Source organism: Streptomyces sp. NBC_00102, from assembly GCF_026343115.1.
Taxonomy (GTDB): domain Bacteria; phylum Actinomycetota; class Actinomycetes; order Streptomycetales; family Streptomycetaceae; genus Streptomyces.
Genome location: NZ_JAPEMC010000001.1, coordinates 1,964,720 through 1,978,592, shown reverse-complemented (window position 1 = coordinate 1,978,592; position 13,873 = coordinate 1,964,720). Strand labels below are relative to the sequence as shown.

Here is a 13,873-nt window from a genome sequence, read left to right as displayed (position 1 = left end):
TTCGCGCCAGGTCCCTACCCCCGCCATGCCCCAGAGAGGGAGATCCACCATGTGCCCGGACTGCGAGGACTTCGTCCGCACCGTGCGCCTGCTCGGTCAAGCCGCCCTGTACGCCGAGACCCCCGGCGCCGACCTCGACTTCGCGGAGACCGTCAGCCAGTCCCTCGCCGCGTCGCTGCTGGTCGCGCCGATCGACTGGCTCCCGGAGGGCTACGACCCCGACAGCGGCCCGTGTGAGGGCTTCTGATGGGCGCCCGGCCTCGTCTGCGGATCGACGCGGTGTTGATCCAAGCCATGATCGCCGGGGCCCTGTCCTTCGCCCACCTGCACGACCTGGCCGCCGCTGCCGGGCAGGACGGCTGGAAGGCGTGGGCCTACCCGGTCAGCGTCGACCTCCTCCTTGTCGCGGCCTGGCGGCGGCTCCGGGCCGAGGGGCCGTCCCGACTGGCCTGGTGCTGGTTCCTGGTGGCGCTGGTCGCCTCGCTGGGCGCCAACATCGCCACCGCCGGGTTCCTCGACCTGGCCGACCCGCCCGCCCCGCTCCGCCTCGGCATCGCCGGATGGCCCGCGCTCGCCTTCCTCGGCGGCACACTCCTCGCCCACTCGGCCACGGACCGGGCGCCGGTGATGCCGGCCGCCGCCACCGACCCGGTGACCGTCGAAACCACGGTCGACAGCGACCCCGTACCCCCGGCTGACGCCGTCCCGCTGCCAGTACCGGACGACGAAGCCTCCGCCCCTCCCGTCCAGCCCTCCCCGGTGCCGCCCGTTCCCGCCGCGCTGGTCGATCATGCCCGCAAGGTCGCCGACGAGCACCGCGACCGCACCGGCTCTCCGATCGACACCGACACCCTGCGTTCCCGCCTCGGCGTCCCGCCCCACCTCGCCGCCGCCATCGCCGCCCACCTGGCCTGACCAGCAAGGAGAGACCGCCATGCCCGCACGCGACAACTTCCACTCCCTGATGCGGATCGGCCCCGTGCAGATCGGCACCCACCGCGACCACAACGGCCGGACCGTGCACGCCGCCGTCTGCACCGCCGACCGCTGCGGCTGGTCCGCCGACTACTCCAGCCGGACCGCCGCCCAGCTCGCCGCCCGCACCCACCGCTGCACCGTCCGCTAGGAGGCACCACCCATGGATGTCCCCCTCTGGTTCGCCCTCGTGGTCGTCGGCTACCTCGGCGTGAAGCTCGTCCGCCCGCCCTGGTGGCTGGTCTGCGTGTTCCTCCTCGGCGGCTACCTCCTCGCCGACAGCCTCTTCGCCTCCGTCATCGACCCCGCCGTCAAGTAACCCGCGAAAGGAGACCCGCTCATGTTCCAGCCCAAGGTCCCGACCATGCCGCAGCCCACCGGGTTGATCACGCCGCCCGCCGTCATCCAGCCGACCACCGTCACTCCGAGCGCCCCGGCCCTGCCCACGGTGCCCACCGTCGCCCCGCAGCCGGCCCGCCCGGTCGTCCAGATCACCCCGGGCGGCGCGCTCGCCCTCGTCGGCGCCGGTACGGCCGTGGTCCTGGTCCTCGGGGCCGTACTCGTTTCCCTGCTGCTCGCGGTCGCCATCACCGGCGCCTCGGTCGCGGTCTGCGCCGTTGTGCTGCGCTCCCTGCTCGCGCCCGGCACCAAGCGGCGCTGACCAGCACGCTTCCTGCCACGTCTGACCGGCCCCGGGCGGCTCTGATACCGCCAAGCATCCGCCGCCCGGGAGCCGTACCCGTCCGATCTCGCAACCGGAAGGAACCTTCAGCATGCCCCAGCGGGCCCCGTCCACGACGAAGAATGCGTCCACAGCTGTCCGACCCCTCGACCCGATCGTCCTCGGTGACGTGCTCCGGGTCGCCTCGGACCCCGGCTACAACCGCTGGGAGGAACAGATCCGCCGCACCGGCGGCTGCGCCGACCCGATCCACCTGAGCGGCTGGGCCCTCCACAAGGACAAGAACACCGGCGAGAGCCTGCACCACTACTCCACGGCGGGCGAACCGGGCGGACGCCTCCGCATCGCCTGCGGAAACCGGCGCGCGTCCCGCTGCCCCTCCTGCGCGTGGACGTACGCGGGCGACACCTACCACCTGATCCGCGCCGGGCTGGCCGGGGACGCTCGCCGAGACATCCCGGCGAGCGTCCGCGACCACCCGCGCGTCTTCGCCACGCTCACGGCTCCCTCGTTCGGCCCTGTCCACAACCGCCCCGATCTCGGCGCCTGCCGCTGCGGCACCCACCACGCGGTGAACGCGCCGGAGCTGGGTACGGCCCTCGACCCCGCCACCTACGACTACGCGGGCGCCGTGCTCTTCAACAACCTCGCCGGACAGCTCTGGCAACGCTTCACCACCCGGCTCCGCCGCGAACTCGCCGCCCGCGCCGGCCTGCCGCGAAGCGAACTCGCCGCCCACGTCCGTCTGTCGTACGGCAAGGTCGCCGAGTTCCAGAAGCGCGGGGCCCTGCACTTCCACGCCGTCATACGCCTCGACGGACCGGCCGGTCCGGGGACGCCTCCGCCCGCGTGGGCCACGGTCGCGCTCCTGACCGACGCGATACGTGCCGCAGCAGCGCACACGTACACCTCGGTCTCGGTCCCCGTTTCCGGCGACCAGCCTGCCCGTACCTTCCGATGGGGCCGACAGCTCGACGTGCGCCCGGTGAAAGCCTTCGACGGCGGCTCCGACCTCAGCGAACAGGCCGTCGCCTCGTACGTGGCCAAGTACGCGACCAAAGCCGCGGAGAACACCGGCACCCTGGACCGCCGCATCGGCGAACTCTCCGAACTCGACCGCTACGGAGTCCCGGACCACGCCCGACGCCTCATCGTCGCCTGCCGCGATCTGGACCCGCTCTACCCGGACCGGCGCATCTGGGCGTGGGCGCACATGCTCGGCTTCCGCGGGCACTTCTCGTCCAAGTCGGCACGTACTCGACCACCCTCGGCGCCCTCCGTCAGGCTCGCGCCGACTACCGCGCCGCTCAGGAAGCACCCGTCCTCGACCTCGACGACCGGGAGCCGGACACCGTCCTCGTCCTGACCGACTGGCAGTACGCCGGCCACGGTCACACCCCGGGCGAAGCCGCCCTCGCCGCCACCATCGCCCGGGACCTCCAGCTCAACCGGGAGACCGCCCGCGACGCCCTCCGGAGCGAAGGGACCCGGTCATGACCACCGCCGTTCGCTCCCGCACTGCGCTGCTCACCCTGGCCGAGGTCTGTGAAGAACTGGCCGTCTCGCGCTCGACGTTCTACGACTGGCGTGCCAAGCACCGGGCGCCCCGCTGCATCAAGCTCCCGAACGGTGACCTGAGGATTCGGCGGCTCGACCTCGACCACTGGTTGGACGACCGTGAGGACGCCGCCTGATGGAGACGACGTACGACGTCAAGGTCTACAAGATCTACGTCTACAAGGGCACCCGGAAGTCCAGTTACACGGTGCGGTGGGAGGTAGCCGGAAAGCGCTGGCGCGAGCAGTTCGACACGGTCGCGCTCGCCGAGGGCTTCCGTTCCGGACTCATCACGGCGACGGGCAAGGGTGAGGCGTTCGTCATCGGGACCGGCCTGCCGGTCTCGCACCGCTCGAAGTCCGCCGCCGTGAGCTGGTACGCCTTCGCCGTCGAGTACGTGGACGCGCGCTGGACCCAACTCGGCGGCAACAGCCGGAAGAACCTCGCGAAGACGCTGACCGCGACCACCATCGCGCTTCTTCGTGCCCGGCCTGCCCAGTTCGAGCCGGTGGCGGTGCGGACCGCACTCCGTGAGTGGGCGTTCAACGCGAACCGGCGGGGCACGGCCCCTGAGGACGTGGCGACCATCCTTCGTTGGGTGGAGCGGAACTCGCTGCCCGTCTCGACCTGGGAAGACCCTGGCAAGGTGGATGAGGTTCTACGAGCCATCGACACGCGCCTCGACGGCAAGCAGGCCGCCGCCTGGTCCCGCAAGCGTCACCGCCGCATCCTCAACGTCGTCATGAAGCACGCGATCCGCCGGCGCGTTCTGCGGACCAACCCGCTCCCCAAGGGGAAGGAGGCGACGGCCGTCGCCAAGACCACGAACGCCGTGGACAAGCGGTCGCTGATGAACCCCGATCAGGCGGCGGCCCTGCTCGACTGGATACGGCGACGGCCTCGCGGAGGCAAGCGGCTGCACGCGTTCTTCGTGACGCTGTACTACTGCGGTCTGCGCCCTGAGGAAGCCGTGGCCATGCGGGGCAAGGACGTGTCGCTACCCGCGCTGGGTGTCGCGGACCAGTGGTGTGAACTGCTGATCCACACGGCGACCCCGGAGGTGGGCAAGCAGTGGACCGACACCGGCAAGATCCACGAGGAACGCGACCTCAAGGGCCGCGCGGAGGGGGAGACCCGCACCGTACCGGGACACCCCGCCCTGACGCGGGTCCTCCGTCAGCACATCGCGGACGAAGCCCTCCAGCCCGGTGATCTTCTCTTCCAGGGTGAGACCGGCGGAGTCCTAGCGGGCTCGGTGATCCGGCGGGCCTGGCGCAGTGCGCGCGAGGCGGTGTTGGCTCCGCACGTCCTCGAATCGCCCACCGGACGGCGGGTGTACGACAACCGGCACACGCGCCTGACGAAGTGGCTGAATGACGGCGTTCCGCCGGCCCAGGTCGCGGACTGGGCGGGCAACAGCGTTCCGGTCCTTCTGGCCACCTACGCGCGATGCGTCGACGGACAACTTCCCGATCTCAAGAGGCGGCTCGAAGCTGCGGGAGACCTCCCGGAGCCGCCGCCCGCAGGCTGACGGGACAGCCGAAAACTTCGGCACGTATTCGGCACAGCCACCCGCAGGACCCCGTTGACAGCCGTACGGCCCCGGACTTTTCCTTGATCATCGGGGGAGGGTCCGGGGCTTCGCCGACCCCACCGAAACCCGCCTGACCAGCGAAAAGCCCTCCCGATGGGGAGGGCTCTCGACAGTGCCCCCGGCAGGACTCGAACCTGCGGCCAAGCGCTTAGAAGGCGCCTGCTCTATCCACTGAGCTACGGGGGCCGGGTGTGGGCCGTGGCGGACGGGAGTCCCGCGTGGGGGAGTTCCTGGCCGTGCCGGGACAAGGATAGGGCTCTTGTCGCGGTGTCCCGGTTGCTTCGCCTGCGTGGCACCTTGTGGAGGTTCGGTGAAGCGAACCGATAATCGCAGCTGGGTGCGGATCGCGCACCGGTTTTCGGGCCGGATCGCGCGGGTGTTGTGCAGTCGTTATGCCCGCGCTGTGCGGGTCCCCCCTGCTCTCGGGGTGGAACCGCCGCGCACGGGTGGCCATACGCTTCAAAAAGGCGCCAAAAGCGGGCATTCTTCGCATGTGGTGACCATGGATGTACGGCCTCAGCTCATCGACGCACTCTCCGCCCTGCGCGACCGTGTCGCTGCCGTGCGTCTTCCACTACCGCTCCCCGGATCGGAACGGGCCCGGCAGACCAGGGCCGAACTCCTCGCCCAGCTCGACGACTACCTGCTGCCCCGGCTGCGGGCGCCCGAGGCGCCGTTGCTCGCGGTGATCGGCGGGTCCACGGGGGCGGGGAAGTCCACGTTGGTCAACTCGCTCGTCGGGTGCCGGGTCAGCGAGGCGGGGGTGCTGCGGCCGACGACCCGGACGCCGGTGCTGGTGTGCCACCCGGACGACCACCACTGGTTCGCGGACGTACGCGTGCTGCCGGAGCTGATCCGGGTCTGGCTGCCGCCGGGGCGCGGGGTCGGGGCGGACGGGATCGAGGAGGTGGGTGTCGGGCGGGCCAGGGGTGCCGCCCAGGAGCTGCGGATCGAGACGGCGATGAGCCTGCCGCGCGGGCTCGCGCTGCTCGACGCCCCCGACATCGACTCGCTCGTCGAACGCAACCGGGTCCTCGCCGCCGAACTCATCTGCGCGGCCGACGTGTGGGTGATGGTGACCACGGCGTCCCGGTACGCCGACGCGGTGCCCTGGCACATGCTGCGTACGGCGAAGGAGTACGACGCCTCGCTGGTCAGCGTGCTCGACCGGGTGCCGCACCAGGTGGTGGGGGAGGTGTCCCGGCAGTACGCGGCGCTGATGACCCGGGCCGGGCTCGGGGACGTACCGCGCTTCACCATCCCCGAGCTGCCCGAGTCGGCCGGCGGCGCCAGTGGGCTGCTGCCCACCACCGCCGTCGCCCCGCTGCGCGCCTGGCTCACCCACCGGGCCCAGGACCCCGCCGCCCGCCAGCAGGCGGTGGGGCGTACGGCGTCCGGGGTCATCGAGTCGCTGAACGTGCGGATGCCCGCCCTCGCCGGGGCCGTGGCGCAGCAGTACGCGGCCGCCGTCCGGCTCACCGGCGCGGTCGAGGACGCGTACGAGAGGGAGGCCGAGCGCATCCGCCGCAGGCTCGGGAACGGGGCCGTACTGGCGGGGGACGCCCGGACGCGCTGGCGCGGGTACCCGCTGGACAGTTCGGCCTGCGAGGTGCTGGAAGCGCTGGTGGAGAGCCTGGTCGCGCTCATCCAGTGCGCCGTCGCCGCCGCCGACGAGAAGATCCGTACGGCCTGGCGGCGCGATCCGGCCGCTGCGGCCTTCCGCTTCGAGAGCGCGGGCCGGGACGGCGGCGGCTGGGGCCCGACCGAGGACGTCGAGGGCCGGATCGCCGTGGCGGTACGCCGGTGGCGGCGGGTCGTCGAGGAGCTGGCCGAGGAGGAGGTGGGCCGGCTCGACCGCAGTGTCGCGCCGGACCCGGAGACCGTCGCCGCGCTGCTCGCCGCCGCCCTGCTCGGCGGGCGGCGCGCCCGCAGCGCCGGGGAGCAGCTCGCCGAACGCATCGGCGCCCAGGGGGCCCTGCGGCTGCGGGACAAGGGCGGTGCCCTGCTCACCAGCTATCTGGACCAGGTGCTGAGGATCGAGCGGGAGCGGCGGCTCGCCCAGCTCGACGCGCTCGACATCGCCCCCGAACCGCAAGCAGAGCTGATCGCCGCACTGTCCGTGCTGCAGAGGGAGAGGAGGCAGCGATGACTGCCGTCGTGGATCAGGACCGGGAACAGGGCGATCGGGGCCGGGAAGAGCCCGGCGACCGGGGCCGGGACGAGCCGGGCGATCAGGGGCGGGGGGACACGGAGGCGGACCGGGACCGCACGGGGGCCGGGGCGGAGGCTCCGGAGGGGGCGGGTGGCCCCGGTCCCGACTCCCGCGGTGAGGCCCGTAGCGAGAGCCGCGGGGACTCTCACGGTGAACCGCTCGCCGTCGCCGACCCGAAGGTTCCGGGAGCCGCGCGTACGGGCCGGGACGCGGAGGCATCCGCGCCGGTGGACGGACCGGCGGACGTGCTGGTGGGCGCACCGGGGGACGGGGCGCCGGACGGCGGGGCGGGACCCGCGCGGGGGGCGGACGGACCGGACGGGTCCGGGGCAGCCGGTGAGCTGGACCCGCAGGACACCGCCGTCACCCCGGCGGGCGTGCCCTCGCACTGGGACGACGGGCTGATCGCGCGCCGGGCCGCGGCCTTCCGGAGCAAGGGCCACGAGCGTGAACCGGCGGTGCCGGCGGACGAACCGGGGCCCGAGGTGGAGGCGTACGTACCGTCCGGCGGCACGCTCCGGCCCCGGCTCGAAGCGCTGCGCGAGCTGGTCGGTCTCTCCCGCGCCCGCCTCGACCAGGGGACCCTCGCCGAGGCGGGCCGGGTCCTCGAAGAGTCCGCCGCACGGCAGCGGCTCTCCTCCCGGCATACCGTGGTCGCCCTCGCCGGCGCGACGGGCAGCGGGAAGTCCTCCCTGTTCAACGCCCTCGCCGGAGCCCAGATCTCCGACACCGGGGTGCGCCGGCCCACCACCTCCTCCCCGATCGCGTGCAGTTGGACCGACGGGGCGGCGGGCCTCCTCGACCGCCTGGCGATCCCGGGCCGGCTCCGCCGCCGGCCGCAGGCGGGCTCGGCGGCGGCCGACCCGTCGCTCCAGGGGCTCGTCCTGGTCGACCTCCCCGACCACGACTCGGCGGCCGCCGGACACCGCGAGCAGGTGGACCGGGTCCTCGCCCTGGTGGACGCGGTGGTCTGGGTCGTGGACCCGGAGAAGTACGGCGACGCGGCCCTGCACGAGCGCTATCTGAGACCGCTCGCCGGCCACGCCGAAGTCAGTTTCGTCGTGCTCAACCAGATCGACCGGCTGCCCGGCGAGGCCGCCGACCTGGTCCTCGACGACCTGCGCCGACTGCTCGACGAGGACGGCATGGCGGTCGGCGAACACGGCGACCCCGGCGCCACCGTGCTCGCCCTCTCCGCCCTCACCGGCGAAGGGGTCGGCGAACTGCGCGAGCTGCTGGGCAAGTTCGTACAGGAACGTACGGCCGCGCAGCGCAGGCTCTCCGCCGACGTGGACGCCGCCGCCGCCCGGTTGCGCCCGGTGTACGTCGCCGACGGGCGGCCCGGTCTCGGCGAAGGGGCGCGGGAGGAGTTCACCGACCGGCTCGCCGACGCGGTCGGCGCCTCGGCGGCCGGACAGGCGGCCGAACGGGAGTGGCGCCGGAACGCGGGCCGGGCCTGTGGCACTCCGTGGCTGCGGCTCTGGCGTTGGTACGAGTCGACGCGCAGGCTCGGTGGCCTGGAGCGGATCGGTCAGGTCTCGGCCCCGCCGCGCGAGGAGGAGGAAGCGACCGCGCGGCAGCGGGTCGAGCAGGCGGTACGGGTCGTGGCCGACGACGCTGCCGGAGGGCTCCCGGACCCATGGGCCCAGGCCGTGCGCGAGGCCGCGTACAACGGGGCGAAGGGGCTGTCCGAGGCGCTGGACCAACTGGCGGAGAGCGCCGGTTCGGCCGCCCCCGCAATCGCCCGTGGCCGAAGGGGCGGCGGCAGCGGTGCGGAAAGCGGTACCGGAGTCTTCGGAGACGGTCGGGGTGCAGTGGACCGGTCCGACCGGCCGGGCGGAGCCGGACGCACGCGCGCGCTCGGCCGGTTGGGGCGGCGGCGGACCCGAGGGCCTGGTGCGGAGACCGGCATCGCGGTCGTCGCGGGGGCCGGGGGCGTGGGGAGTGGGCCCGTTCAGCAGAGCCGCCCGGCCAAGCCGCCGCGCCCCAAGTGGTGGCCGGCCGCGGTGGTGGTCCAGGCGTCCATGACCCTGTTGCAGATCTTCGGCGGGCTCTGGCTGGTCGGCCAGATCGCCGGGGTACTGGAACCGGGACTGATCGTTCCCGCGCTCGTGATGCTCGCCGGAATCGTCGGCGGACCGCTGGTGGAGTGGGCGTGCGCGGCCGCCGCACGGGGGCCGGCCCGACGGTACGGGCAGGAGGTCGAGCGGCGGCTGCGCGACGCGGCGGCCGGATGCGGGCGCGCCAGGGTCCTCGATCCGGTGGCCGCCGAGATCGCCCGCTACCGCGAAGTGCGGGAGAGGTACGGGGCGGTGACGGAGTTGTCCACAACCGGCCGGTAATCCACAGGCCCCGGCAGGATCGCCGCACCTCGTCCAGCATGGAGTCCTCGCACCGGCCCGCACACGGACCGGGTGGGGACGGCACGGGGGAGCGGGGGAAGAGCCTCGCGTACCCACCGGTGCGCGGGGCTCTTCCCGCGTCCGGGCCGGGGCCGGGAAGAGGACTGCTCGCGCAGGGGGAGCAGCCGGGAAATGGACCACGGGGGACAGCACATGAACGAGACCTTGGTGACGTTGGTCGGCAATGCCGCTACGGGGGTGGACTTCCGGGAGACGGCCTCGGGCGGGATGGCGCGGTTCCGCCTCGCGGTGACGCCGCGCCGCTGGGACCGGGAGAGACAGCTCTGGGCCGACGGGCACACGAGCTTCTACACGGTGTGGGCCTGGCGGGGGCTCGCCTCGAACGTGGCGGCCTCGGTCTCCGTGGGCGAACCTCTGCTGGTGCACGGCCGGCTGAAGGTCCGCGAGGAAGAACGCGAGGGCTCACGACGGACGTTCGTGGATGTCGAAGCGGTGGCGGTGGGGCACGACCTGAGCCGGGGCTCCGCGGCCTTCCGGCGGGCGGTGCGGCGCGAGTCGCCGTTCGGTACGGAGACGGGGGCGGGCCCGGGCGGAGAGCCGGGGAGAACGCCGGTTCCGGGGCCGGAGGGAGAGGACGCGGGCAGTCCGGTTTTCGCGAGCGAACCCGCAGGTGACGGACCTTCCTGGGATACGGAGCCCGTGGGGGCGGCGGCGGCCCGCACGAGGCCGGACGGGGCGCCGCGCGTCGGGGGAGGGGCACGTGTCCCGACGGTCCGTCAGAAAGGGCCTGTAGGCGTCATGTCGACATCTTGACACCATCGACACGCGCTCGGTGAGCACGTGGTGACGGGGTGCTGATGGTTTTCGCCGTGCTCCCTGGGGCGGGAGTGGCGGTGATAACGATTGCGATGCGGAATGGTTGTGCGAGAGCAAGACGGGGGAGCGGTTTCGGTCGTCCTCCATAGGATTCCCCCGTACTCATGGGCACTTGAGTCTGTCGGCGGGGCACTCCCCACACGCGCACCGAGCGCGAGGGCCCCGCACCGGAGGGGAATTCTGTGACTTCTGCTTTTTCTGAGATTTCAGCGCTTCAAGATTCCGACATAGCGACCGGTACGGCCCCCCGCGCCGGTTCGGCCGCGCGCAGGCCGCTGCGGGGACGGGGCAACGGGCTTGCCCGCCTGGCCTCCACCGCGCTGGTCACCGGCCTCGTCGCGGCGGGCGCACTCGCCGGCGCGGGCACGGCGGCGGCCGACGACGCCGCACCCCAGCACCCGGGCGGCGCGATCGCCGTCCTGAACGGGCTGAAGACGTACGACGGCGCCGAGATCAAGACGGACAAGGGGACCCAGCCGGTGTCCGCCGGTCTCTTCGAGATGACCGTCGACGGTGGCGGCACGCTGAAGACGTACTGCATCGACATCCACAACCCCACCCAGGGCAAGGCGGAGTACAAGGAGACTGCCTGGGCGGAGTCCTCGCTCGGCAAGAACGACAACGCCGGCCGGATCCGCTGGATCCTCGAGCACTCCTACCCGCAGGTCGACGACCTCGCCTCGCTCGCGAAGGCGGCCGGCGCCAAGTCGCTCACCGCGGGCACCGCTGCCGCGGGCACCCAGGTCGCCATCTGGCGCTTCTCGGACAACGCCGACGTCACCGCGGTGAACAAGGACGCCGAGAAGCTCGCGGACTACCTCGAAGGCGCGGCCCAGAACTCCGCCGAGCCCCAGGCGTCGTTGACGCTGAGCCCGGCGGCAGTCTCCGGTCAGGCCGGCGGCCTGCTCGGCCCGGTCACCGTGCACACCGACGCGGCCGAGGCCGCGGTGGCTCCGCCGGCCGACGCCGTCGCCAGCGGCATCAAGATCACCGACAAGGACGGCAACCCCGTCTCGAAGGCGACCGACGGCACCGAGCTCTACTTCGACGTGCCGAAGGGCGCCGCGGACGGTTCCGCCTCGCTCACCGTGCAGGCCACCACCTCGGTGCCTGTCGGCCGCGTGTTCGTCGGTGAGAGCAAGAGCCAGACGCAGATCCTGGCCGGCTCCAGCGAGTCCGTCGTCTCCGCGCAGGCCACCGCCAACTGGGCCGCCAAGGGCCCGGTCCCCGCGGTGACCGCGAAGAAGGACTGCACCAAGGGCGCCGTGGAGTTCACGGTGACCAACAACGGCGACCAGCCGTTCAAGTTCACGTTCTCGGGCGGCGGTGACGTCTACACCGTCGAGGCCGGCGGTTCGAAGACCGTGCCGGTCGGCGTCGGTGAGGACAAGGCGTACGACATCACGGTCGTCGGCGTCGACAACGACTTCAAGCAGAACTTCAAGGGCGTTCTCGACTGCGTCACCGCGGCCACCCCGGCTCCGGGCGACACGGGCACCGACACGCAGACCGGTGCCTCGCCGAGCCCGGCCGCGACCGCTGCCGCCAGCGTGACCGGCGGTGGTGAGGGCGACCTCGCCGCCACCGGTGGCTCCAGCGCCACCCCGGTCATCGCGGGCGTCGCCATCGCTCTCGTCGTCATCGGCGGCGGTGCGGTGTTCTTCCTCCGCCGCAAGAAGTCGGCCGCGGCCGCCCAGTGACCGCTGAGGCGTGACCGCGCGTAGTGCGCGGTAGCCGGCCCCGAAGTGCCGAAGGCCCCGGTGTTTCCTGGAATCCAGGAAACACCGGGGCCTTCCCGCTGCTGCCCGGGCGAGCGGGTGAAACGTCTGAGGGCTGTCCCGCAATCCCTGGTGGGTGCGCGACGACCGCTACGGCACCTCGCCGCGTTGTCGGAGCGTCCGCATACATCCAGTACGCGGACGCTCCTCCGCCTTGCGATGCACCGCATCCGATGCCGCGCACTGATCCACCACGGATTACGGGACAGCCCTTTTAGCCGGTGGAAGGTGCGCCCCGACGCGCCCCGCGTCGGGGCCTCGGCGATCGGTGAATGCTGAGCGGTGCCGAGCCCCTCGGCCAACCTGTTCGTCCCTGGTGCGGCGGCTTCGTCGTGCGGTCCGTACGAGCTCATGGGGTGTACAGGTGGCTCGGGGAGCGCCTCGGTTCCACCGTGCGGTGACCGTCAGCAGGCGGTGGGCGGCGGGATGGGCTCACACGTCCCCGAGGACATTGGACGGTTCTCTCTTCGGCTCGATGCGCTCGAATTCTTCCTCGGAGATGTCGGTCCAGTTCGGAATGTTGCTGATGCCGTACTCGACCTCCACCTGGTCGTCCAGATGCAGCGAGCAGGACGAGCATCGGAAAGAACCAGGTCCGAACTGGATTACCGTCCACTCCTCGTCGCTCTCCGGAGTGCTTACTCGGTGCTTGAACAGTACGCCTTCCATTATCCCGACATTCTCACATGCTGGGCAGTCGCGAAGTCTCCATTCCGGAATCGACTTCGTCAGGTTCTTGGACCATTCGTAGTGGTATTCTTTCGCGTCGGGCGAATCGTCGGGATATTCTCTTCGGTAACTGCTCCTCGCTTTGTCGATCAGCGCTCTCACTCTTTCGCGCTCGCGGGCCTCGGCCCCGGCTTTCGCGTAGTCGGCGGCTTGCAGGCAGTCCATCCAGAAAGTGGCGCGAGCCACGTCGAGATCGTTCAGCAGGGAGTCGACGATCTTTACGTACGCGCCCACCAGGGATGGGTCTGTCAGGCTGCCGATCGCGTGCGCGGAAGAGTTGCGCAGTTCGACGAGGTCGTCGATCTCCTTCGCTTTTACGCCGAGCGGGACATTCAGTGGTGCCAGGCGGAGTCGATCGAGTGCTACTTTCAGCGAAGCCGTACGGATTGTGCCGCCCGGTGCGACCCCCGTCAGGCTGAGGAGCGTCTCCCATGACGATTTACCGGTGAGGTCCATGACGAGGGCGGGGTGGCGCCGCATCAGGGCTGCCTTCGCCAGACGCTCCAGCACGATCCCGGACAAGGCCGTGAATGCATCTTCGTATGGAGTGGATCGGAACCCGGGGCCGTCCAGTGTTTGCCGGGCGTATGTGCGGGCGGTGGATATAAGGTTCTCTACGGTGAAATCGGAAGTCACCGGAAGATTCTAGCGTGCGGGCCCGTGCGATCACCGGACCGATCCGGTCACGCATTCCGGGGTCGTCGATCCCTGGTTGCGCGAATGTGAGCCGGGATTTTGCAAAGGGAATAAATTTTGCCCGAAAGTTCTTTTGCGTGCCCTGTGGGGCCTATGGATGAAAATGTCCGTACGGGTGTGGTCCGGGGGCAGCTCCTCTTGGGGGGGCATCGGGGCGAGGCATCACGGTGGGGAGAGAGGGCGGTCCTCCCGGAGCGGGGCACCAGTCGGCCTTGCGGCGCGTCGTACAGATGGCCTGTGGTGCCTTGCCGGGTGCAGAGCGCGTGCTCCCGAGTCCCGGCGGGGCTCGGGACCCGTGGGCGAGGTCCCGACCCGGAACGCTCGGCGGCCTCGGCGGCGATCCGCGGTGTCCCGCTCCCGGCCGCCCAGGTCAGCGGCCCCGGGTGGGACGGGTTTCCCCCGTGGGCTTGT

At 71.7% G+C, this 13,873-nt stretch carries 12 protein-coding genes, 1 tRNA gene and 1 pseudogene; 12 read left to right on the top strand and 2 right to left on the bottom strand.

What is annotated here, in order from left to right; genetic code table 11:
* Nucleotides 1–49: 49 nt before the first annotated feature.
* The 8 genes and pseudogenes from OHA55_RS08730 to OHA55_RS08695 all read left to right on the top strand — a co-directional run bounded on the left by OHA55_RS08730 (nucleotide 50) and on the right by OHA55_RS08695 (nucleotide 4,745).
* Nucleotides 50–247, top strand: a complete 198-nt coding sequence (locus tag OHA55_RS08730) for a hypothetical protein (RefSeq protein ID WP_266704402.1) — start codon at nucleotides 50–52, stop codon at nucleotides 245–247.
* Nucleotides 247–915, top strand: a complete 669-nt coding sequence (locus OHA55_RS08725) for a DUF2637 domain-containing protein (protein ID WP_266704401.1) — start codon at nucleotides 247–249, stop codon at nucleotides 913–915. The genes OHA55_RS08730 and OHA55_RS08725 overlap by 1 nt, the downstream gene beginning before the upstream one ends.
* Before the next feature lie 19 nt (nucleotides 916–934).
* Nucleotides 935–1,126: a mobile element transfer protein gene (locus OHA55_RS08720; RefSeq protein ID WP_266704400.1), complete on the top strand. Its 192-nt coding sequence runs from the start codon at nucleotides 935–937 to the stop codon at nucleotides 1,124–1,126.
* A 12-nt stretch (nucleotides 1,127–1,138) separates the two neighbouring features.
* Entirely contained in the window at nucleotides 1,139–1,294 is a 156-nt protein-coding gene (locus tag OHA55_RS08715; RefSeq protein ID WP_266704398.1) for a hypothetical protein, read from the top strand.
* Between the two features lie 21 nt (nucleotides 1,295–1,315).
* A complete protein-coding gene (locus OHA55_RS08710) occupies nucleotides 1,316–1,636 on the top strand; it encodes a SpdD-like protein (protein ID WP_266704396.1) in 321 nt (106 codons plus the stop codon).
* A gap of 112 nt (nucleotides 1,637–1,748) precedes the next feature.
* Nucleotides 1,749–3,154, top strand: a pseudogene (gene repSA, locus OHA55_RS08705) (replication initiator protein RepSA).
* Nucleotides 3,151–3,351, top strand: coding sequence for an AlpA family transcriptional regulator (locus tag OHA55_RS08700; protein WP_266704394.1), 201 nt, complete (start codon nucleotides 3,151–3,153; stop codon nucleotides 3,349–3,351). The pseudogene repSA and the gene OHA55_RS08700 overlap by 4 nt, the downstream one beginning before the upstream one ends.
* Nucleotides 3,351–4,745, top strand: coding sequence for a tyrosine-type recombinase/integrase (locus OHA55_RS08695; protein ID WP_266704392.1), 1,395 nt, complete (start codon nucleotides 3,351–3,353; stop codon nucleotides 4,743–4,745). The genes OHA55_RS08700 and OHA55_RS08695 overlap by 1 nt, the downstream gene beginning before the upstream one ends.
* Nucleotides 4,746–4,921: 176 nt before the next feature.
* Here the strand turns inward: OHA55_RS08695 and OHA55_RS08690 are convergent.
* Nucleotides 4,922–4,994: transfer RNA gene (locus OHA55_RS08690), tRNA-Arg, on the bottom strand.
* 316 nt (nucleotides 4,995–5,310) lie between these two features.
* Here OHA55_RS08690 and OHA55_RS08685 point away from each other — a divergent pair.
* The 4 genes from OHA55_RS08685 to OHA55_RS08670 all read left to right on the top strand — a co-directional run bounded on the left by OHA55_RS08685 (nucleotide 5,311) and on the right by OHA55_RS08670 (nucleotide 11,959).
* On the top strand, nucleotides 5,311–6,957 hold the full coding sequence (locus tag OHA55_RS08685) for an ATP-binding protein (protein WP_266704390.1): 1,647 nt from the start codon (nucleotides 5,311–5,313) through the stop codon (nucleotides 6,955–6,957).
* Complete coding sequence (locus OHA55_RS08680; RefSeq protein ID WP_266704388.1) at nucleotides 6,954–9,362, top strand: YfjP family GTPase; 2,409 nt, start codon at nucleotides 6,954–6,956, stop codon at nucleotides 9,360–9,362. Before OHA55_RS08685 ends, OHA55_RS08680 begins: the two co-directional genes overlap by 4 nt.
* A gap of 213 nt (nucleotides 9,363–9,575) precedes the next feature.
* A complete protein-coding gene (locus OHA55_RS08675) occupies nucleotides 9,576–10,196 on the top strand; it encodes a single-stranded DNA-binding protein (protein ID WP_266704386.1) in 621 nt (206 codons plus the stop codon).
* 338 nt (nucleotides 10,197–10,534) lie between these two features.
* A complete protein-coding gene (locus OHA55_RS08670) occupies nucleotides 10,535–11,959 on the top strand; it encodes a Cys-Gln thioester bond-forming surface protein (protein WP_266710488.1) in 1,425 nt (474 codons plus the stop codon).
* A gap of 510 nt (nucleotides 11,960–12,469) precedes the next feature.
* On the opposite strand, the gene OHA55_RS08665 is transcribed toward OHA55_RS08670, so the two are convergent.
* Complete coding sequence (locus OHA55_RS08665) at nucleotides 12,470–13,402, bottom strand: hypothetical protein (RefSeq protein WP_266704385.1); 933 nt, start codon at nucleotides 13,400–13,402, stop codon at nucleotides 12,470–12,472.
* Nucleotides 13,403–13,873 lie beyond the last annotated feature (471 nt).